This is a genomic window from Herbidospora daliensis (assembly GCF_001570585.1).
Taxonomy (GTDB): domain Bacteria; phylum Actinomycetota; class Actinomycetes; order Streptosporangiales; family Streptosporangiaceae; genus Herbidospora; species Herbidospora daliensis.
The window spans coordinates 1,427,594-1,447,302 of sequence record NZ_BBXF01000002.1 but is presented as its reverse complement, the minus strand read 5'-3'; the positions used below and the strand labels follow the sequence as shown (position 1 = coordinate 1,447,302).

Here is a 19,709-nt window from a genome sequence, read left to right as displayed (position 1 = left end):
GCCGTCGTTGACGGTCCGGAAGGCGCGGCGGATAGTGGCCGCATGCGTGCGCGTGATCTTCTCCTGGTGCTCGTGATCGCCCTGGCCGGGTGCGGGCAGCAGGCGGAACCCCCGGCTGCCGCCCCGGTCGTCACCTCGCCGGGACCGGAGCTCGTCGGGTGCAACGCGGGGCCTTCGGTGGCGTTCACGCCGCTTCCCGTTCCGGGGCTCGCCGCCGGGATCGCGGGAGACGGGCCCGTGGGCGTGGTGATCGCCAACACGATGCAGGGCTATCACTGCGACTGGCTCGTCTGGGCCGACCACCTGGTCAAGGGCGGGTTCCGGGTCGCCGTCTTCGAATACGGCTTCGCGCCCCGCGCGGTCGGGGCCGAGGCGATGCTCGAACGCGGCGCCGGGGAGATGACGGCCGTCGCCGCCGCGCTCAGGAAAGCCGGGGCGCAGAAGGTCGTGTACGCCGGAGGTTCGCTCGGCGGCGCGGTCGCGCTGGCCGCGGCCGCGAAGCCCGAGGCGGGGGCCGCCGGGGTCGTGTCGTTGTCGGGCGGGGTCGAGGGACAGGCGGGCACGGCCGGGAGGCTGACCGTACCGGCGATCTACGCCGTCGCCGAAGACGACACCAGCGGCGGGGCCGCGACCCTCGCCAAGGAACTGCACGAGGCCACCGGCGACAGCGAACTGCGCGTCTATCCCGGGCTGCTGCACGCGGGCGAGATGTTCAACGACCCGAAGTACGGGCCCGAGCTGCTGGCCGACCTCGACGCCTTCTTGCGGAAGGTCTAGCCGGGGAGAGCGCGCCTGATCGCCTCGGCTTCCCTATCGAGCAGGGTCCGCTCCCTGGTGTTCCAGTCGGCCTCGATCCGGAAGCCGTCGCCCTCGTAGCGGGGGAACACGTGCAGGTGGACGTGGAAGACCTCCTGGAAGGCGGCCTCCCCGTCGGCGAGGAAGACGTTCACGCCGTCGCAGCGCAACCCGGAGCGGCGCAGCGCGCGGGCCATGCGGTGGCCGATGCGCCAGACATGCGCGCCGGTGTCCTCGTCGAGGTCTTCGAAGCCGACCGCGTGGGCACGCGGGATGACCAGCAGGTGCCCGGGGGTGACGGGCGCGATGTCCATGACGACCATGACCCGGTCGTCGGCGTAGGGCACGCTCGCCTCGGCCTCGCCGCCCACGATCGCGCAGAACACGCAGGTCATGACAGGAACTCCCGGGCGCCCCGCAGCCGCGTCTTCAGATGTCTCCGCGTCAGCGCACAGTCGAGGCGCACGTCGCGCCGCCCCGGCAGCCCGACGTCGGCCCGCGTGCCCGACGGCAGCCGCGCCGGGTCGAGGCCGTCTCGGGCGGCGATCAGCAGGCCGAGTTCGTAGCGGCTCAGCGCGTCGGTTCCGGCCAGGTGGTGGACGCCCGCGCGGCCGGAGTCCGCGAGTTCCAGCAGCGCCGCCGCGAGGTCGGCGACGTGGACGGGGCAGCGCACGTCGTCGGTGAACAGGATGCCGGGCCGGTCGCCGTCGGCCAGCGTGTGCACCAGGGCTTCGTGCGGCGAGCCGCCGTCGCCGATGATCAGCGAGGTGCGGGCGACGACCGCCGTGGGGTTGGTGGCCTGGACGACCACCTCCGCCGCCGCCTTGGCCGCGCCGTAGGGGCTGTCGGGGTCGGGCACGGCGTCCTCGGCGTAGGTGACCGCCGCGCCGGAGAAGACGGCGTCGCTCGACACCTGCACCAGACGGATGCCGGACGCCGTCGCGAGCGCCACGTTGGCGGCGCCCACGGCCGTGATGTCCCAGTCGGACTGGCGGTAGGCGGCGTTCACGACGACGTCGGGGGCGACGTCGTCGACCAGGCGCCGCACGGCGGCGCGGTCGCGGACGTCGAGCGTGCGCCAGTCGGCGTCGGGGGTTCCCGGGCGGGTGAAGGAGGTGGCGGCCACGACGTGGCCGAGGGTCGTCGCCTGCCGGACGAGTTCGGCGCCCAGGAAACCGGTGCCGCCGACGACCAGGATCTTCATGCCTGCGACCGTAACAGGACGGAAAACACCTTGCGTGACGGGCCGGACGGCCGGAACGCTCGTGCGGATGCAGGCAAACCAGCTGACGGTGTCGCCCCGGATGGTGCGCGCGTTGGTCGACGAGCAGTTTCCCCACTGGCGCGACCTGGCCGTCACGGGCGTCGTCTCGCACGGCACCGTCAACGCCATCTTCCGTATCGGCGACCGCTACACCGCGCGGTTCCCCCTGCAGCCTCCTGGCGGGGTCGAGCCGACGCGGCGCTGGCTTGAGGCCGAGGCCGAGGCGGCGCGGGAGCTGGCCGGGCTGACGCGCTTCCGCACGCCCGAGCCGGTCGCGGTCGGCGAGCCGGGGGCGGGTTATCCGGTGCCGTGGTCGGTGCAGACGTGGTTGCCCGGGGTCGTCGCCAGTGACGACCATCCCGGGGAGTCGGCGGGGTTCGCGCACGACCTGGCCGATCTGGTCACCGACCTGCGGGCGATCGACACCCGGGGCCGCACGTTCTCCGGCGGCGGGCGGGGCGGGGAGATCGACGTACACGACGAATGGGTGGAGACCTGCCTGCGGCAGAGCGAGGCGCTGCTCGACGTGCCGAGGTTGCGGAAGATGTGGGCCGATCTGCGGGTGCTGCCGCGGCGGTCGGCCGATGTGATGACGCACGGCGATCTGCTGCCCGGCAACGTGCTGGTGGCCGGCGGCCGGTTGACGGGGGTGCTCGACGTCGGCGGGTTCGGGGCGGCCGATCCCGCGCTCGATCTGCTGAGCGCGTGGAATCTGCTCGAAAGCGGGCCGCGTCAGGTCTTCCGGGAACTGCTGGGGGTGGACGACCTGGAGTGGGAGCGCGGGAAGGCGTGGGCGTTCGTGCAGGCGATCGGGTGTGTCTGGTACTACGTGCGAAGCAATCCGGTCATGTCGCATCTGGGCAAACGTTGCCTCGACCGGTTGCTGGCCGACGCGTAACCCGCTTTACACGGCCGGGCGCTTCTTTTCACACTTGCCGATATGACTGCGCCGATCGAGGAAATGGTCAGGAGAGCCCTCACGCGTCCCGACCGTGACGACGCCGAGCGGTGGGAGACGATCGCGCGACTTCACAAACGCGGCGACGCCGAGACCTTCGACGCGGCGGCCCGGCTCTGCGCGGGCGAGCGGAGCGAGGAACGTGAACTCGGCGCCGACATTCTGGCGCAGCTCGCATATCGGCCCGGCCCGCGCCTGGCTGTTCTGCGGGAGATGGCGCGGCGGGAAGACGATCCCGCGGTGCTCCGTTCGGTGTTGTTCGCGCTGGGGCACATCGGCGACGAGAGCGCTTTCCCCGAGGTGCTGCGGTCGGCCGGTCATGAGGATGCCGGTGTCCGGTACGCCGCCGCGTGGAGCCTGCCGGAGGTCATGCGCCACGACGACGCCGAGGCCGTCGCGGCGCTCATCCGGATCAGCCGGGAAACAGGCGACGACAACCGCGACTGCGCGACCACCGGCCTCGCGGGGCTCGACGCCGACGACGCGGCCGTTCGCGAGGCCCTGGCGGCCCGGCTCGACGACGCGAGCCTGGTCGTCGCGGCGGAGGCGGCCTACGGCCTGGCCAGGCGGGGTGACCGCCGGGCGGAGCGGGTGGTCCGCCGCCGCCTCGACGGCGACGAATACACGCGGTCGCTGCTGGAATGGACCGCCGACCTGCTGCGTACAGGAACCGCATGAGCACGCTTTCCCGCCCGCTGAAAATCTTTGGCGAAGTCGCGTTGTTGGTCGTCGGGGTGCTGCTCTTCTCGATGCTGCACGCCGCCGCCGGGAAAGGCGTCGCCGAGCGCGCGACCGCGAACGCGCTCACTCTCCAGTCGTGGGAACACGCTCTCGGGCTGGACGTCGAATTGACCGCCAACCAGTGGCTCGTCGATCATCCGGCGCTCATCCAGCCGGCCGTCGTCTATTACCGCGGCTATTACGTCGTCCTGGCTGGTGTTCTGATCTGGCTTTTCCTGCGCCGCCGGGACGTCTACGTCCAGGCCCGCCGCACCATTCTGCTGATGGCCGCGCTCGCCCTCGTGGTCTTCTTCACGATTCCGATGTCGCCGCCGCGGTTCGCCCTTCCGGGAATCGTCGACATCGTCGGGTCGCGAGGCGCGAACCTCTATTCCGCGTTTCCCAGCCTTCATTTCGGCTGGTCGCTCTGGGCCGCCTACGCCGTCTGGGCCGCACGCCCACGCCTGGCGATCCTGGCGTGGGCGTTTCCCGTCGGGATGGCGGTGGTGGTCGTCGTCACCGGCAACCACTACGTGCTCGATCTGGTGGCGAGCGTCGTGCTGCTCGCCGTCGCGGTCGGGCTCAGGAGATGGTCAGAGTCCCATTTGAGTTCCGTGCGCACGTCACTACCGTCCGGGTAGCGGCGGTCAGCGCGCTCGAGAGGCACTGGCCCAGAACGGTGTGGCCGGCGGCGTTCGGGTGCCACGACTCCTGGCAGGTCTGGAAGTAGCTCACGCAGGCGTTGGCCGCGCGCTGGATGCGGATCTTGTCCCAGCCCGACAGGCTCGTGACGTGGGTTCCGGTCGGGCCCTCCATCACCCTGACCGGCGTGGCGAGGGTGCCCGACGGGCTGCCGGGGTTCTCACACAGGCGGGCGCCGTCGAAGGCCCGCTGCACGTCGAGCACGCGCAGGTTGGCCGACGGGCGCTCGGCGGCGAGGGTGGTGTACGCGTTCTTGACCAGGTCGCCGAGGTTCGTCGAGAAGACGTGGCCGGGGGCCAGGCTCGCGCGGTGGATGGGGCAGCCGGCGGCGTACCGTTCGGCACCCAGGTCGCGGAACTTGTCGCGGGTGTCGGTGCGGCCGTCTTCGTCGCGGTACTGCGTGGCGACGTCCAGAGGCAGGGGGTTCGTGTACGTCTGGAGCACGACCTGGTGCACGCCGTCGGCGTCGACCTGGGCGAGGGTGTCGAGGATCTGCCGCAGGGCGGCGGTGGTCTCGTTGGTGGCCGTGACGACCTCCGCCGGGCTGCCGAGGTCGGAGACCGTGCACGGCTCCTGCGGGACGTCTCCGCCGAGGTAGGCCCAGAACTCCCACCAGCCGGTCCAGGCGTCGGCGATGAAGCGGTTGGCGCACAACGTGGCGACGTCGCCGAAGGTGAACTGGCTGTTGTTCGAGCCGAGGCCGATCAGGACGACGTCGATGTCGTGCGTCTGCGCGACGGCGCGCAGCTGGTCGAGCTGCGACTTGACGGTGCGGCCGTTGGCGCGGGAGCTGGAGGCGTTGGCGACGTCGTGGGGCTGGCCGCCGGAACAGGCCAGGTTGAAGCGGTCCTGGATGCCGGGGAGGTTGGCCTTGAACAGGGAGGCGTTGGCCGAGCGGTGGCAGAAGTAGGCGTTGTTGTTGGCCGCCGACCAGCCGGGGAAGCCCTGCGCGGTGCCGTTGGCGTCCACGACGGGCTGGTAGTCGCCGGCCCCTTCGCCGCTGACGAAGCTGTCGCCGAGCGCGATGGCAGCGGTCGGAAGCGCGGCTTGGGCCGCGCCGCTCTGGATGACGTGCAGGCCGGCCGTGGCTAAGAGGAGTGCGGTGGTGATCGCTGCCCGGCGGAGTATGCGCATGCGGAATTTCCTATCTAACCGACAGGTAATGGAGGGTATTCCGATGACAACACGACTCACTTGCGCAGTCAAGATCCTGTGAAGACCGCTCCCCCCACAAGACCGCGTATCGGCCTGATCGTCAAGGGGTGCTGTACCGTGCCGTGATGGATGCGATCGCCCTGCTCGACTGGCTGCTGGAGTGCGAGGTCAACGCCCTGTTGAGAGTGGACGCCGACCGCGGCGGCGTCCGCCCGTGGACGTTTCACGCCACCAACGGCGACTGGTTCGTCCGTGTCAACGCCTTCTCATCCGACGAATGTCTGGAAAAAGCCCTCAAGGCCCTCGCCGACCACGGGCTCGTAGCGCCAGAGTCGCTGACCTGTTGATGGGTCACCACGGCGCGCACATCAGCGAGTGACCTTCGCCGCCCGTCGCGAAACCGCTGTTGTCATAGCGGTCGCCGGACGCCCAACCGGCCAGCCATTCGGTCATGGTCTCCTCCTGAAGCAGATTCGCGCCACCGTGGAGGACGAGCATGACGGGCCAGTTCTCCGGTTCACCGACCGTCATCCAGCCGAATTCGTCGCCGTCGATGGTCGTGCCCCACCGCAGGAAACCTTCGGGCTCGGGCCACAACGGCATCCCGAGGAACCCGTAACCGTGCATTCGTCTCGCGAGCCAGCGGCACTCCTCCGGCGTGTCCCTTCGCGGGTCCGCGATGCCGAGCCAGTTCGCGAACTGGCATTCCCCATAACGGTCGATGAAGGCGACGAAGTCATTCGGGAGACGGGTCCCGAGGGCGGCGAAGAAATCGTCCCAGGGAAGGGCGCGCCGACGGGGCTCGGCCGGCGGGGGAACCCGTGCGGTGAGGCGATCGAGCGCGGAGAAGTCACCACTCACAGCGGGACCCTGGCCGCGTTGATCTGGCGGGTGATCGTCGGGTCGGTGATGGTGGTGTCGGCGGCCAGGAGGAGGGCCTTCGACAGGATGACCGACAACATGCCGCCGTTCTCCTCGAAGGGCAGGAAGACCTGGTTGCGGTCGGCGCCCGGGACGATGCACAGGTAGGCGTCGTCGGGTTCCATGAGGATGTTGCCCGAGCCCAGGTGGATCTTGTAGGTCCGCAGGTCGCCCCGCACTCGCAGGAAGCGGTCGGTGAGTTCGGCGCGGTCGGCGATGTGGAGTCTCGGCAGCAGGCGGGTCAGGACGTCGCGCCTCGTCGTGGCGCTCTCGGTCAGTTCGCCGAAGCCGTAGGAGTGCCAGTAGGTCTCGTGGCCGCCCGTCGCCTGGGCGTCGCGGCCGACCGAGGCGACCCCTACGGCCAGGTCGCATTCGCGCAGGAGCTCCGAGAAGATCAGCGGCGGGATGTCGCGCACGTCGGCCGAGAAGGTGATGCGGTCGGTGGCGCAGAGCGACGCCTGGCCTCCGTTGTCGTCGTAGTAGCTGGACGCCAGGTGCATGTCCCAGGCTGCCCGCCAGCTCTTCAGGTCTCTGGTCACGGTGCACCGTTCGCCGTCGCCCGAGGAGCCGAAGTGGCCGAGGGTCAGGCCGGTCCAGCCCCGGTCGAGCAGCAGGGTCTTGGTCTGGCCGTAGCGCAGGACGTGGCCGGCGAAGCGGCTGGAGTAGCCACCGGTCGCCTCTTCCGCGGGGGTCACCAGGTAGAGCTCGCGGAAGACCTGCTTGAACGGCTGGCGTACGCCGGTCTCCAGGAGGTGGTCGCGCCAGGTGCGCACCTCGTCGGCGGTCGCGTGGATCGGGTGCCACATCCTGACCGGGGTGGTCGGCTCGTGGCGGTCGCCCTGGAGGGTGGTGAGCGCCCAGCCGGTGTCCGTCCTGACCGGCAGGCCCGTGGTTCCCGCTGCCGTCTGCCAGACCAGGGTGCGGGCGTAGTTGCCGGTGAGGGGGTGGTCGAGGAGGTGTTCCGTCACCTCGTGCCACGGCCATTCGCGTTCGTGGACGAGCGCCCGTTCCAGGCGGAGCCGTTCGGCCGCCTGGGCCTGCCGGATCTCCTTGAGGACGATCTTCAGGTCGGCCAGGACCGGGTCTTTCCTGATCGCCTGCGGGGCCGACTTCACCGGCTTCCCGGCGGCGTTCACGTAGGTCAGCGCCGGGCCGTCGACGTTCAGGCGCACGGTGTGGCCGTCGATCCGCTCCTCGCGCAGGCCGTGGGTGTCGAGGCCGAAGGTCGGCACCGTGCGGTCGAGCAGCTGGTCGTGCGACAGTCCGGTCTCGTCGGCCACCGCGGCGAGCGCCTTGGTGAGATTGTTCTGTACGGATCTCGACCGCGCCTTCGCCTGGATCCGGGCCAGCGGCACGATCACGCCCAGCCCGCCCCGGCGGCTGAGCACGCCGACGACCGCGTTGGCCAGCGGTTCGCAGCGGCAGGTGGAGCCCATGCCGTTGCCGCCGGTGGCGCAGGTCAGGCCGACGTTCGTGAGCAGCGAGTTCACCCAGCGGTCTTCGATCACATGGCAGGTCCAGATGAGGCCGCGTACCGGGATGATCGTGCGTTCCTTCAGGAAGCCGCCCTCGTCGTTGCGCTCCCGGTGGGCCGCCAGGCGGGTCAGCAGGTCACGGACCAGGGCGGTCGCGTCGGGGGTGAGCATCGAGGCGGCGGTCCTCAGCCATCGGGCGCTCGGCTTGGTCGAGCGGGCGGTCTTCCAGTGGCGCAGCAGCGGCAGGACCTCGACCAGGCGGTGGCCGTAGTCCTCCGCCATGAGCCGGGCGAAGGGGTCGCTCGCCCAGATCTCGTTCCTGACCACTCCGGCCGGGCCGTGTTCGGCCGGTTCGGTGATCAGGGCGTCGATCTGGTCGCCGATGGCGCTGCGGATCTGCTCCTGATGGGGGCTCCACGGCGCCCTGTACCGCGACCGGAACTCCGGGTCGAGCCAGTCGAAGAGTTCGCGACGCTCCTGGTGGTCGAAGCGGGCGGCCGCCACGAGGGGGATGTGGAAGAGCTCCTTGTATCGGTTGAAGCCCGCCCCACCGATGGCTCCGGCCCGCCAGACGAGCCTGCGGAGATCGGCGAGGCTCCAGTCGATGTCGCGCTCGGCCACGTGGCGCACCCGTTCGAGCACCTGCTCGTCGACGACCGGGCGGCCCAGCTGGAACTGCGTCCAGCGTGCGTAGAGCGGCCAGTCTCGTTCGTCTTCGGGAAGGTGGCCCTCGTCGAAACGGGCGTAGGCCTCCCGGTCCTTGTGGCTCATGAACTCCTGGTGATACATGAAGATCATCGAAGCAGCCGGTACCGACAGAAAACGTCCCCGCCGCCGATCGCTCAGCGGCGGGGACGCGCCGACCGCCGGGTCTCGGTGACGGAACCCGGCATCCGGTGCGGCGGCGGCCCGCCGCGCCGGACTTCTAGTCAGGCCGGTTGGCCTCGATCAGGCTGGCGGCGTCGCGGTGGAACGTCGCCTTCACCACCGGGTCGGTGACGAGTTTCGGGTCGTCGACCGCCTCGGCGAAGCGGTTCAGCTTCTTGACGATCTTCTTCTGGTCGCGTTCGCGGCCCTTGTCCTCCGAGACCATGACCTTGGCGATGTCGTCCGCCAGCTTCAGCGCGCCGGTGGCCGACAGGTCGCCCTCGGTCTTGAAGCGCACGATCAGGGCCGAGATCTCGTCGGTCGAGGTGACCGTCGTGAACGTCAGCGACTGCTCGAACGCCGCGCCCGTCGTCGTCTCGGCCCGCACGGTCAGCAGGTGCTCCCCCAGGCCGAGCTGGTAGAGGGGCTGGACCGCGCCGCTGGTCAGCGGCCGGCCGTCGAGGGTGCCGGTGACGGTGGTGACGCCGCTTCCGGTGACCTCCCAGCCGATGGTGAGGTCGCGGCTGTCGCCGTACGACGCGCCGTCGTCGACGCCGGAGACGAGGATGGTGTTGCCGGTCTGCGGGATCGAGCCGTACACCTTCAGCTCGTAGATCGAGTAGCCCCACTGGCCCGACTTGGTGACGCCCTGCATCCGGATGTACCGGGTGTCGACCCCGAGGTCGACGACGTCGGAGCCGCCGTCGCCGTCGGTCTCGGTGAACACGTCGGTCCACGCCTGGCCGTCGGCCGAGGTCTGGATCTTGTAGCCCTTCGCGTAGGAGTCCTCCCAGTCGATGGCCACGCGGTAGACCTGGTACGTCTCCCCCAGGTCCACCTGGAGCCAGTTGTCGGCCGCCTCGCTCGCGCTCCAGCGCGACGAACCGTCGCCGTCGAAGGCCGCGGCGGCGGTCTGCGAGGCGTTGGACGCCGACGACGCGGCGGCCGTCTTGCCGAGCGCGATGTTCGGCGCCTCTTGGCCGTAGACCTCGAACTCGTGGAGCGAGTAGCCCCACTGGGTGGCCTTCTCGACGCCCTGCATCCGGACGTACCGGCCCTGGGCGTTGACCGGGATCTTCTCGGTCCCGCCGCCCCCGTTGGCCTGGGTGAACACGTCGGTCCAGCGCTGGCCGTCCATGCTGACCTGGAGCTTGTACCTCTTGGCGTAGGCCGCCTCCCAGAACAGGTCGACCTCGGTGAGGGCGTAGATGCCGCCCAGGTCGACCTGCACCCAGTTGGCCGGGTCCTCCCCGGCGGCCCAGCGGGAGACGGGGTCGCCGTCGAACGCCTTGGCGGGGGCCTGGTCGGCGTTCGACTGCGACATGGCGGTCGCGGTCTTGTTGAGGGCCAGGTTGACCCGGCTGACGTCGCGCAGGGTGAGGTCGAGCGTGACCGGCTGGCCCGCCTTCAGCGGCACCACCCGGGCGATGCCGCCCAGCGGCGAGTTCTGCACGGGCGCGCCGGTGATCTGCTCGATGCCGGCCCGCTGGATCAGGGTGAGGTTCTGGTCGACGTCGGAGGTGATGGTGACGCGGGCCTTGTGGTTGTCCATGTCCCAGGTGAGCTGGTCGATGGTGAAGCGGCTCTTGCCCTTCATCCCCGAGATGCCGCCCTTCTTCAGGCCCTTCGGCAGGGCGGGCAGCAGTTCCAGGGAGCCCGGGTCGCTGAGCGCCAGCATCTCCATCATGATCGTGGGCACCGAGTTGACCACGTCGGTCGCGAAGACGCCCTTGTTGTTGTAGTGGCTGGTCGCGAGGCTGCTGTAGTAGTAGTCGTCCTTCGCGAAGCGCATCAGCTTCGCGTTGACCGAGTCGGCGTTGTTGAGGTTGGCGGCGATCAGGGCGCCGTGCAGCAGGCCGTGGCCGGCGTTCTCGTAGTTGCCGCCGTCCTTCTTCTGCAGGAAGACCTTGGCCGCGTCGTACAGGGGCTTGTTCTTCTCGGGGGTGACCTCGCCGTAGGGCCAGACCGGCATCAGGCCGCTGGAGTGGCGGTGCTGGTAGGCGTTCTTGTTCGCCAGGTCGGGCCAGGCCCACTCGGCGAGCGCGCCGTCGTTGTTGACCAGGTAGGGCGGGAGGTTGTCGAGCTTCTCCTGCCAGACCGGGATCTTGTCGGCGTCCCTGCCCAGGGTCTTGCTGGTGGCGATGAGGGTCTCCAGCGCGAACCGGGCGCCGGCGATGTCGTACACGGAGTTGACCGACAGCGGCACCCCGCCCGCCGGACGGTTCTCGGGCGAGATCGACCCGGCGAAGACGTACTTGCCGTTGGCGTCCTTGGTCTTCAGGAAGTCTTCGTAGAAGTCGCCCATGTCCCTGATCAGCGGGTAGTACTGCTGCTCCAGGAAGGTCCGGTCGCCGCTGATCTGGTAGTACTCCCAGAACGGGTAGAGCAGCCACGACTCGCCGCCCGTGACGTACTGGTACGGGTAGTCGAAGTTGATGTTGGAGATCAGGCCCTCGCCGTTGGGCGTGTTGCCGCCGGTCAGCATGCCCCGCGTGCCGAGCAGTTTGGCCGCGTTGGTGCGGAAGTCCTGCTGCCACGCCTTGTTGATCGCCCAGTAGCCCCGCATGACCTCGGGCAGGTCGCCGATGTTGCCGCCGGAGATCTGCAGGTTGAGGTTGGCGTCGAGGTGGTAGTAGCCGTCCCAGCCGACGTTGCTGTCGCCGGTCCAGTTGCCCAGCAGGTCGGGCGGCGCGGTCGCGCTGCTCGAACCGATCAGGTGGTAGCGGCCCGAGTTGAACATGCGCTCGAACAGGGCCAGATTGGGCGTGACCGAGGTCTTCTGCTCGGCGAGCAGGTCCTCGTTCGACTTCGAGCGGTCGGCCGCCGACGCGCCGAAGTCGACGGCGACGCGGTCGAACATCTCGCGGTGCTTGGCGACGTGCCGGTCGCGCAGGACCGCGTAGTCGTTCGGCAGCGCGGCCAGCTTCGTTTGCAGCAGGTTCCTGTTCCAGTCCTGCTCGGCGGGCACGCCGCCTTCGTAGGTGCCGTCGTAGCGCTGGGTCAGGGTCAGCAGCAGGACGTAGGTCGCGCCGCTCACCTGCACCTCGTCGCCCACCTTGGTACGGGTGCCGTCGGTGACGATCCGGGTGACGCCCTCGTAGCCCGCGTTGTAGCTGCCGTTCGGGTACTTGACCCGCAGGTTCAGGTAGTCGACCGACGAGTTGTCCGTCGCGACCAGGCCCTTGTTGAGCAGGTTCATCCCGGGATCGATCGACAGGCCGAGCCGCACGTCGAGCTTCTGGCCCGACGGCGCGGGCAGGTACTGCACGGCCACGTGGTCGGCCTGCGACACGAACGCGTCGCGCCGCCAGTCGCCCTTGTCGTCGGTCCAGTTCACCGACACGACGCCGGCCGAGTAGTCGGTCGAGCGGACGTAGTTGACGACCTCACCCGATCCGGCCGTCCGCATGGTCATCTTGAAGCCGGGGTGCTTGGACCCCTCGCCGCCGCCCTGGTAACCCTGGACGTCGGCCGCGAGCTGGTTGGCCTGCTGGTACTGGCCGCCGATCAGCAGGTCGCGGATGCGCTGCAGGTTGCCCTGGCTGACGGTGTTGAAGGTGCGGTGCGGGCGCGACTCGGTGCGGGCCATGAAGAAGTCGCGGTCGGTGAAGACCGTGGTCTCGTCGCGCGGGTCGCCGAAGACGATGAGGCCCTGCTTGCCGTCACCGGCGAGCAGCCCCTCCTCCCAGTCGGCGTAGGTCTTCGGGTAGGTCGTCGACAACGCCCGCGTGGCCGGGTTGCCCGGGGTGGTGAAGGTCCTGCTCAAGGCGGTGCCGCCGACCGGGACGACCTTGACCGTGTAGGTCCGGCCCGGCGACAGTCCGGTCAGGTCGACCGAACGGGCCTCCGCGCCCAGCGTCGCCTTCAGCGCGGCCCCGAGGTAGACCTGGTAGCCGGTCACCGTGCCCGACGCGGCGGGCCAGGTGGCGGTGCCCGCGGTGCCGGTCAGGTTCGAGATCGCGATCTGCGCCGAGGCGGGCCAGGCCGGACCGGCGTCGGCGGGCTTCGCCTTTCCGTACACCTCGAACTCGTAGAGCGACAGGCCCCACTGGGTGGCGGCCTTGACGCCCTGGACCCGGAAGTAGCGGCCTTCGACCGGCTGGGCGAAGGTGATCTCGTCGGTGCCGCCGTCGCCGGTCTGCGTGGACACGTCGGTCCACTGCGTGCCGTTCGCGGAGGTCTGGATCTTGTACTGGGACGCGTAGGCCGCCTCCCACTTCAGGACCACCTTGTCGACCAGGTTGGACGCGCCGGTGTCGACCTGGAGCCACTGCGTGTCGCCGCCGTCGGAACCCCACCGGGTCGCGTCGTTGCCGTCGAAGGCGCGGAACGCCGAACGGTCGTTCTGCGGCTGGCTGTCGGTCGGCCCGCTGCCGTCGTTCGACTGCGACGACGCGGTGTACGCCGACGGCGCGCGGTTCAGCGCGAGGTTGACCGGGACCTCCGGCTGCACAGGGGTGCCGTAGATCTCGAACTCGTAGATCGAGTAGCCGTACTGGGTCTGCGGCAGCACACCCTGCATGCGCACGTAGCGGGCCTGCTTGCGGACCTGGATCGTCTCCACGCCGCCGGCCCCGGCAGTGGTGGAGAAGGCGTCGGTCCACTGGTCGCCGGTGTCGGAGATCTGCAGCTTGTACGACTTCCCGTAGGCCGCCTCCCACTGGAGCACCACCCGCGAGACGTCGTAGACGTCGCCGAGGTCGACCTGCACCCAGGCGTTCGGGTCGTTGCTGTGGTCGCTCGACCAGCGCGAGGAACCGTTGCCGTCGATGGCGTTCTTCGCCAGATAGGCGCCGTCCTCGTAGGAGGCGCTCGCCTTGGCGTCGGCCCCCCGCGACAGGTTCGTCGGCACGTCGGCCGGCGGCGCGGGCGGCTCGGGCACGGTCTGGCCCGCCGGGGGCCACAACGTGACCGAGTTGGCGCCCTGGGCGGCCTCGGCGAACGGCCCGGCGACCCCGCTGAACGGCTTGCCGAAGAAGTCGGTGGTGACGTCGGCCGCGATCGACTCGTTGGCGAGCGGGATGACCCCCACCCGCGCCCGGGTCGCCGGGGTGGCCCCGGTGCCGCCGGTCAGCGTGAAGTCGAGCTTCACGCCGGTGTTGGTGGCCGCGACCTGCACGTTCGAGAGCGCGCCGGTGGCGTTGCCCTCCTTCACGTGGGTCTTGTTCGTGGCGTCGACCGGCAGCGTCATGCCCTGGACCAGGTTGTTGAACCAGAAGAACTTCTGGACCGGGTTGGGGGCGCTGGTCTCGTTCATCGTGCCGGGCTGGAAGTAGTAGTTGTCCCGGCCGCCGCCGTCGACCGCGAAGCGCCCGCTGTCGAGGAACAGGTTGTTGGCGTAGACGACGCCGGTCGCGTCGAGCATGCGGATGTCGCCGTCGCCGATGAAGACGTTGTTGTCGACGAGGATCGGGCCGTGCACCGCTTCGGCGTAGTAGCCCCAGGGCGCGTTCAGCACGATGTTGCCGGTGACCCGCACGTTCTGGTTGCCCCAGTCGGTCCAGATGCCGGCGGAGTTGCCGCCCTTGGAGTTGCGGACGTAGTTGCCCTTGATCAGGCCCTCGTTCATGTAGTGGACCTTGATTGGGGCCGTCTCGGCGCCGCTGAACTCGCCCCGGTAGTTGGTGTCCTCGATGAGGTTGTAGAGGAGCTCGGAGTTCCACGAGAACACGCCCGCGATGCCCGACTGCCCGGCCTTGCCGATGTAGTTGTTGCGGACGATGTGCGAGCCGTACTTCGCGGTGTCGCGGAAACTGGTCCGGGTCGTGCCGGGCCGGTTGCCGGCCCACTCGTCGCAGCCGAGGCCGATGTCGATGGCGATCGTGCGGGCGTTGATCACCTTGTTCTGCTCGATGATCCAGCGCAGCCCGCCGTTGACGCTGATCGCGCCCGCCTGGCGGCGTTCGGGGCTGCTCGGGAAGTCGGAGTAGGTGCCGGCCGCGTGCTTGACCGTGAAGCCGCGGACGGTGATGTAGCCCAGCCCCCACGCCTCCGGCGCGAAGACCTGGCGGCGCACGTTGATCTCGGCCAGTTTGGCGTTGGGGTCGGCCCCGTCGAAGTTGGCGTAGATCGTGGTGGTGCCGCCGCCGGCCTCGGCGAACCAGGTGTTCGCCGCCGACGTGACCGCGCCGAGCGAGGGCTTCTGGTAGTACGCCTGCTCGTTCAGGTAGACGTCACCGGCGCTGTAGCCGGGGAACGAGCCGCCTTCGCCGCCCTGCCACTGCTTGGCGGTGTAGGGGTTGAACGAGCCGAAGTAGGAGTCGGGGAGGGTGACCTTCCAGACGTCGCCGCTCTGCCGCGTCCAGGTGTCGATCTCCTCCGAGCCCTTGATCGTGACTTCGCCGTCGCCGGCGCTGGTGTACGTGATGCGGGCGTCCTCGCCGGTGCCACCGCGCGCCGGGCGCACCCACTCGCGGTAGAGGCCCGCGTGCACGACGACGGTGTCGCCGGGCTGGGCCTCCTGGGCGGCCTTGCCGATCGTGAGGTAGGGCGCCTGGGCGGTGCCCGTGTTGTCGTCGTTGCCGGTCTTCGCCACGTGGAGCTGGCGCGCGGCGGCCGCGTACGTCGGCGTGACCGTCGTCGCGACCAGGACGGCGCTTATCAGGCCGCCGAGTATGGCCTTGAGTTTCATCGGTTTCCTTTGCGATGCGGCCCGGTGACCTCTCCGAAGGACCGGACCGATGCGTCGAGCAGGGGGTGAGGGAGAACGGCCTGGCCGATTTCATGACCGTCTCGGCGGGTGACTCGGAAGGTGTGGCTCTCGCCGGGCAGCAGCGTGACGAGAGCGGTGTCCACGACGAGCGTGTGCGGTTCGAGGCCGAGGTGACCGGCGAGCCGGTCGGCGGCCACGCACACGTCGCGCAGCGTGGTCACGGCGGTGACCGTGACGTGCAGTTCCCCGTCGGCGACGGTGACGCCGACGGTCTGTTCCGGCCGCGGCGCGGTCTGCTCGCGGTCGGGCCGGTAGGCCCAGGTGGTCCGGGTCCCGTCGGCCTCGACCAGCAGGATCTCGGCGGCGGGGTCGTCGGGGGCCAGGTCGACGGCGTGCTTCACCAGTTCCCCGGCGGGGCACCTGAGGGGGATCGTGACGGAGGCGAGCTCGCGGCCGTCGAGGCGCACGCGCCTGACGACGACCTCGGTCTCCCAGCCGTCCGCCGTGTCGTTGACCAGCACGATCTCCAGGCCCGCGTCGCCCGTCGGGTCGTGGGTCGGGCCCGGGTGCACCGGCTGCACGGTCACCAGCCGGGGGGCGAAGGCGTGGCGGAGGGCGTACCAGAGCGGCTTTTCTATGCCCGCGCCGTCGACGGCCGACCAGCTGATCACCGGCCAGCAGTCGTTGAGCTGCCAGACCACCGCGCCCGCGCACCGTTCCCGCGACCGCAACCACTCGACGCCGGCCGCGACCGCGCGGGCCTGCACGATCTGGGTGGCGAAGTGCCAGTCGGCGTCGGTGCGCGGCGCGGGCACGTGGGGCTGGAGGCCGCGGGTCAGCTTGTGCAGGCCGTCGATGGCGCGCAGGTGGTGGCGGGTGAGCGGCGAGCCGGGGCCCGGCTCCTCCCCCGGCACGGCCCGCTGGAGGGTGGTCCAGGCGGGCGGGCCGCACCAGCCCATCTCCGACACGAACGACGGGTCGTGGTAGCGGTAGTGGGCGTAGTCGCGCTCGTTCCAGGCGTCCCACAGGTGGCTGATGCCGTGGGTGTCGACGGCCGGGTCGCGGTCGATCGACCCCGACCAGGGCGAGTTCGCCACGTAGGGGCGGGTCGGGTCGAGCCGTTCGAGCACCTTCGGCAGCAGGTCGAGGTAGTAGCGGGCGCCCCACCCCCTGACCCCGACCTGGTCGGCCCAGCCCCAGTGGTGCCAGCCGAGCACGGTCTCGTTGCCGCCGCACCAGATCACCAGGCTGGGGTGGGCGGCCATCCGGGCGACGGCCTGCTCGGCCTCGGCGGTGACCAGCTCGACCATCTCGTCGTCCTCGCAGTAGGCCGCGCAGGCGAAGAGGAAGTCGTGCCACACCAGGACGCCGCGCTCGTCGCACGCGTCGAGGAACTCCTCGGTGACGAAGTGACCGCCGCCCCAGACGCGCAGCAGGTTCGCGTTCCCGGCGACGGCCTGGTCGATGCGCTGGGCGGTCCGCTCGGGCGTGGCCCGGCTGGCGAAGGTGTCGTCGGGGATCCAGTTGTAGCCCCGCACCTTGACCTTCCGGCCGTTCACGACCAGCGCCCAGCGGGTGCCGAGCTCGTCGGGGCTCTCGTCGATCGCGACGCTGCGCAGCCCGAAGCGGGTGGACGCGGCGTCGAAGTCCCCGAGCGTCACGTCGAGCCGGTAGAGCGGCTGGTCGCCCAGCCCGACGGGCCACCAGAGCCGAGGGTCGCCGACCTCCACGAGCAGCCGCGCCTCGTCGCCCTCGACGAACCCGACCGCCTGGGCCAGGTGGACCCCGGACGGATCGGTCAGGTCGGCCCGGACCTCGGCGCCCTCGGGCGCGTCGACCCGCACCCGCACGTCGACCAGCGCGGTTCCGCCCGTCAGCGTGACCAGCGGCCGGACGTGGTCGATGCGGGCCGTGTACGTCTCCAGCCGGATGTCCCGCCAGATCCCGGCCGTGACGAAGTGGGGTCCCCAGTCCCAGCCGAAGTTCGCCGCCGCCTTGCGGACGTGGGCGTAGGGCTCGTCGTAGGGGCTGGGCAGCGGGCCGTGCTCGTGTTCGTGGGCGAGCGCCGCCTCCCAGGCGGAGGCGAACCGGATCTCGACCGTGTTCTCGCCGTCGACGAGCACGTCGTCGACCCGCCAGCGGTAGGCGAGGTGCTGGTCGCGGGCGCTGCCGACCTGACGGCCGTTCACGTAGACGTCGGCGACGGTGTCGAGCCCGTCGGCGACCAGGTCGGTGCGGCCGGTCCGCACGTGGTGGAAGGTGCGGCGGTAGACCCACTGCGAGTGGCCGACCCAGTGTTGGGCCAGTTCGTTGAGGCCCACGGTGGGGTCGTCGAGCAGCCCGGCCGCCATCAGGGCGGTGTGCACCTCGCCCGGCACGGTAGCCGGGATCGTGATCGAGCGCTCGGGCCCCGGGCCGCCGGCCCAGGTCAGTTCCCACACGCCGCCGAGGTCGTGGCGGACGGTGGTCGGAGTTTCGGTTGTCTGAGTCATCCCTTGACCGCCCCCGCGGTGAGTGCTTCCTGCATACGACGGTTGAGCAGCGCGTACGCGACGTACACCGGCAGCACGGTGAGCACGGTGCCCGCGGCGAGCACGCCGAGGTCGGTCGCGTCGGAGAGCAGAGTCGGCAGAGCGACCTGGACGGTCCGGACGTCCGGCGCGGTGCCGGTGATCGTCAGGGCGAACAGGTACTCGTTCCAGAAGGTGAGGAGCTGGAGGATGGCCACGCTGACCACCCCGGGCATCGCGATCGGCACGTAGACCCTGGTCAGCAGCGTCCAGTGCCCGGCGCCCTCCATCGCGGCCGACTCCGCCAGGGCGGGCGGCACGGTCAGCATGAACTGCGTCAGCAGCAGCACCGACAGCGGCAGCGCGCTGGCGGGGAGGAAGAGCATCTGGAACTCGCGGGTGCCGTACAGGCCGAGTTCGATGGCGAGCACCACGGTCGGGATCAGCGCCGCGAACGGCGGGATGAGGAACCCGGCCGAGAACGTGCCCGTGACGACCCTCGCCAGCCGGTTGTCGGTCCGGGCCAGCGCGTAGGCGGCGGGCACGGCCAGCGCCAGCGTCAGCACGATCGCCACGCCCGACACCAGCACCGAGTTGAGCAGTGCCGGGCCGAGCCGCGCGGTCTCCCAGGCGGTGGCGAAGTTGTGCCAGAGCCATGTCGCGGGCAGCGCGAACGGCTCGGTGAAGATCTCGATGTTGGTCTTCAGCGCGCTGACGGCCAGGTAGTAGAGCGGCACCGCCAGGATCAGCGCGTAGAGCCACGACAGGACGGTCGCGAAGCGCGGCTTCACCGGCTCTCCTCCTTCGTCCGGAACAGGGCCCTGATCAGGAACATCCCGGTGACGCCGACCAGCAGCAGCACCACGCCCACGACCTGGCTGTAGCCGAGGTCGCGCTGCGAGAAGGCCTTGGCGTAGACGAGGTAGGACAACGTCGTCGACGAGGTGCCCGGCCCGCCCTTGGTGAGCAGCAGGATCAGCGCGGCCGAGGTGAACAGCGTCCAGAGGAACTGGAGCATGGTCAGGGTGCGGACGTAGTCCTTCACCATCGGGAACGCGACCCGCCACATGGTGCGGAACCGGCCCGCGCCGTCGATCTGCGCGGCCTCCAGCACCTCGCCGTCGAGGCTCGCCAGCCGGGCCGCGAACAACACGGCGGTCCAGCCGACGCCGCGCCACAGGTCGACGGCGATGAGGGCGGGGAGCGCGGTGGCCGGGTCGGCCAGCCACGCGGTGGCGAGCGAGTCGAGCCCGACCGCGCCCAGCAGGCCGTTGACGCCGCCGTTGGGCGACAACACGCCGTAGAAGATCATGCCGGTGGTGGAGATCGAGATGAGGCCCGGCGAGAAGTAGAGCACCGACAACACGCGGTAGCCGCGCGGCCGGGTGTTCAGGTGGTAGCCGAGCATGAAGGCCAGCGGGATCATCACCGGGATCGCGACGGCGACCTGGATGAGGCTGTTGCGGACGGCCGCGTGGAAGGCCGGGTCGGCCAGCACCTTGGTGACGTTGCCGAGGCCGATGTACGCGGGCTCGTACAGCAGCCCCTTCCACTTGAGCGTGGCGATGGCGAACATCGCGACGAGCGGGCCGACGGAGAAGACGGCGAACCAGAGGAGAGACGGGACGGTCAGCCAGAGCAGGCGGGACCTGGGCATGTGGATCCTTGAAGCGGGGGTGGGGCCGCCGCG

The 19,709-nt window shown here is 70.2% G+C and carries 14 protein-coding genes; 5 read left to right on the top strand and 9 right to left on the bottom strand.

The genetic code is table 11. From position 1 onward, the window contains the following. Positions 1 to 42: 42 nt before the first annotated feature. The gene (locus AW274_RS13165) at positions 43 to 777 is read left to right on the top strand and encodes a dienelactone hydrolase family protein (RefSeq protein ID WP_083974091.1); all 735 of its coding nucleotides are present in this window, start codon (positions 43 to 45) and stop codon (positions 775 to 777) included. Here AW274_RS13165 and AW274_RS13160 read toward each other — a convergent pair. Both AW274_RS13160 and AW274_RS13155 read right to left on the bottom strand, forming a co-directional pair. Further along, positions 774 to 1,190, bottom strand: coding sequence for an HIT family protein (locus tag AW274_RS13160; RefSeq protein ID WP_062431280.1), 417 nt, complete (start codon positions 1,188 to 1,190; stop codon positions 774 to 776). The two genes, AW274_RS13165 and AW274_RS13160, sit on opposite strands and share 4 nt — an antisense overlap. Continuing rightward, the gene (locus AW274_RS13155; protein ID WP_062431279.1) at positions 1,187 to 1,999 is read right to left on the bottom strand and encodes a sugar nucleotide-binding protein; all 813 of its coding nucleotides are present in this window, start codon (positions 1,997 to 1,999) and stop codon (positions 1,187 to 1,189) included. Before AW274_RS13155 ends, AW274_RS13160 begins: the two co-directional genes overlap by 4 nt. A 67-nt stretch (positions 2,000 to 2,066) precedes the next feature. On the opposite strand from AW274_RS13155, the gene AW274_RS13150 reads away from it, so the two are divergent. From AW274_RS13150 to AW274_RS13140, 3 genes are read left to right on the top strand one after another with little or no spacing between them, the layout of a single operon-like run. Next, a complete protein-coding gene (locus tag AW274_RS13150; protein ID WP_062431974.1) occupies positions 2,067 to 2,957 on the top strand; it encodes an aminoglycoside phosphotransferase family protein in 891 nt (296 codons plus the stop codon). Positions 2,958 to 2,999: 42 nt separating this feature from the next. Beyond that, positions 3,000 to 3,695: a HEAT repeat domain-containing protein gene (locus AW274_RS13145; protein ID WP_083974089.1), complete on the top strand. Its 696-nt coding sequence runs from the start codon at positions 3,000 to 3,002 to the stop codon at positions 3,693 to 3,695. Next, complete coding sequence (locus AW274_RS13140) at positions 3,692 to 4,378, top strand: phosphatase PAP2 family protein (protein WP_062431277.1); 687 nt, start codon at positions 3,692 to 3,694, stop codon at positions 4,376 to 4,378. The genes AW274_RS13145 and AW274_RS13140 overlap by 4 nt, the downstream gene beginning before the upstream one ends. On the opposite strand, the gene AW274_RS13135 is transcribed toward AW274_RS13140, so the two are convergent. Beyond that, positions 4,320 to 5,573, bottom strand: coding sequence for an SGNH/GDSL hydrolase family protein (locus tag AW274_RS13135; RefSeq protein ID WP_062431276.1), 1,254 nt, complete (start codon positions 5,571 to 5,573; stop codon positions 4,320 to 4,322). The genes AW274_RS13140 and AW274_RS13135 overlap by 59 nt on opposite strands. 146 nt (positions 5,574 to 5,719) lie before the next feature. Between AW274_RS13135 and AW274_RS13130 the strand changes: the two genes are divergently transcribed. Then, positions 5,720 to 5,941, top strand: a complete 222-nt coding sequence (locus AW274_RS13130) for a hypothetical protein (protein WP_157520108.1) — start codon at positions 5,720 to 5,722, stop codon at positions 5,939 to 5,941. Between the two features lie 4 nt (positions 5,942 to 5,945). Here AW274_RS13130 and AW274_RS40215 read toward each other — a convergent pair whose 3' ends face one another. The 6 genes from AW274_RS40215 to AW274_RS13100 all read right to left on the bottom strand — a co-directional run bounded on the left by AW274_RS40215 (position 5,946) and on the right by AW274_RS13100 (position 19,676). Next, a complete protein-coding gene (locus AW274_RS40215; protein ID WP_157520105.1) occupies positions 5,946 to 6,455 on the bottom strand; it encodes an SMI1/KNR4 family protein in 510 nt (169 codons plus the stop codon). Next, the gene (locus AW274_RS13120; protein ID WP_062431273.1) at positions 6,452 to 8,788 is read right to left on the bottom strand and encodes a DUF4132 domain-containing protein; all 2,337 of its coding nucleotides are present in this window, start codon (positions 8,786 to 8,788) and stop codon (positions 6,452 to 6,454) included. Before AW274_RS13120 ends, AW274_RS40215 begins: the two co-directional genes overlap by 4 nt. Before the next feature lie 127 nt (positions 8,789 to 8,915). Then, positions 8,916 to 15,488, bottom strand: coding sequence for a discoidin domain-containing protein (locus AW274_RS41235; RefSeq protein WP_198169160.1), 6,573 nt, complete (start codon positions 15,486 to 15,488; stop codon positions 8,916 to 8,918). Continuing rightward, positions 15,485 to 18,001: a glycoside hydrolase family 2 protein gene (locus AW274_RS13110; protein ID WP_083974087.1), complete on the bottom strand. Its 2,517-nt coding sequence runs from the start codon at positions 17,999 to 18,001 to the stop codon at positions 15,485 to 15,487. The genes AW274_RS41235 and AW274_RS13110 overlap by 4 nt, the downstream gene beginning before the upstream one ends. Beyond that, entirely contained in the window at positions 17,998 to 18,810 is an 813-nt protein-coding gene (locus AW274_RS13105; RefSeq protein WP_062431272.1) for a carbohydrate ABC transporter permease, read from the bottom strand. The genes AW274_RS13110 and AW274_RS13105 overlap by 4 nt, the downstream gene beginning before the upstream one ends. Further along, positions 18,807 to 19,676 carry a carbohydrate ABC transporter permease gene (locus tag AW274_RS13100; protein WP_083974085.1) on the bottom strand — a complete coding sequence of 290 codons (870 nt, stop codon included), beginning with the start codon at positions 19,674 to 19,676 and terminating at the stop codon, positions 18,807 to 18,809. The genes AW274_RS13105 and AW274_RS13100 overlap by 4 nt, the downstream gene beginning before the upstream one ends. Positions 19,677 to 19,709 lie beyond the last annotated feature (33 nt).

Bases quoted from the DNA above. Each gene is read 5' to 3' on its own strand.
- AW274_RS13130 (WP_157520108.1), top strand. From the start codon at position 5,720: ATGGATGCGATCGCCCTGCTCGACTGGCTGCTGGAGTGCGAGGTCAAC.
- AW274_RS13120 (WP_062431273.1), bottom strand. From the start codon at position 8,788: ATGATCTTCATGTATCACCAGGAGTTCATGAGCCACAAGGACCGGGAG.
- AW274_RS13110 (WP_083974087.1), bottom strand. From the start codon at position 18,001: ATGACTCAGACAACCGAAACTCCGACCACCGTCCGCCACGACCTCGGC.
- AW274_RS13140 (WP_062431277.1), top strand. From the start codon at position 3,692: ATGAGCACGCTTTCCCGCCCGCTGAAAATCTTTGGCGAAGTCGCGTTG.
- AW274_RS13100 (WP_083974085.1), bottom strand. From the start codon at position 19,676: ATGCCCAGGTCCCGCCTGCTCTGGCTGACCGTCCCGTCTCTCCTCTGG.
- AW274_RS41235 (WP_198169160.1), bottom strand. From the start codon at position 15,488: ATGAAACTCAAGGCCATACTCGGCGGCCTGATAAGCGCCGTCCTGGTC.
- AW274_RS13135 (WP_062431276.1), bottom strand. From the start codon at position 5,573: ATGCGCATACTCCGCCGGGCAGCGATCACCACCGCACTCCTCTTAGCC.
- AW274_RS13150 (WP_062431974.1), top strand. From the start codon at position 2,067: ATGCAGGCAAACCAGCTGACGGTGTCGCCCCGGATGGTGCGCGCGTTG.
- AW274_RS13160 (WP_062431280.1), bottom strand. From the start codon at position 1,190: ATGACCTGCGTGTTCTGCGCGATCGTGGGCGGCGAGGCCGAGGCGAGC.
- AW274_RS13165 (WP_083974091.1), top strand. From the start codon at position 43: ATGCGTGCGCGTGATCTTCTCCTGGTGCTCGTGATCGCCCTGGCCGGG.
- AW274_RS13155 (WP_062431279.1), bottom strand. From the start codon at position 1,999: ATGAAGATCCTGGTCGTCGGCGGCACCGGTTTCCTGGGCGCCGAACTC.
- AW274_RS13145 (WP_083974089.1), top strand. From the start codon at position 3,000: ATGACTGCGCCGATCGAGGAAATGGTCAGGAGAGCCCTCACGCGTCCC.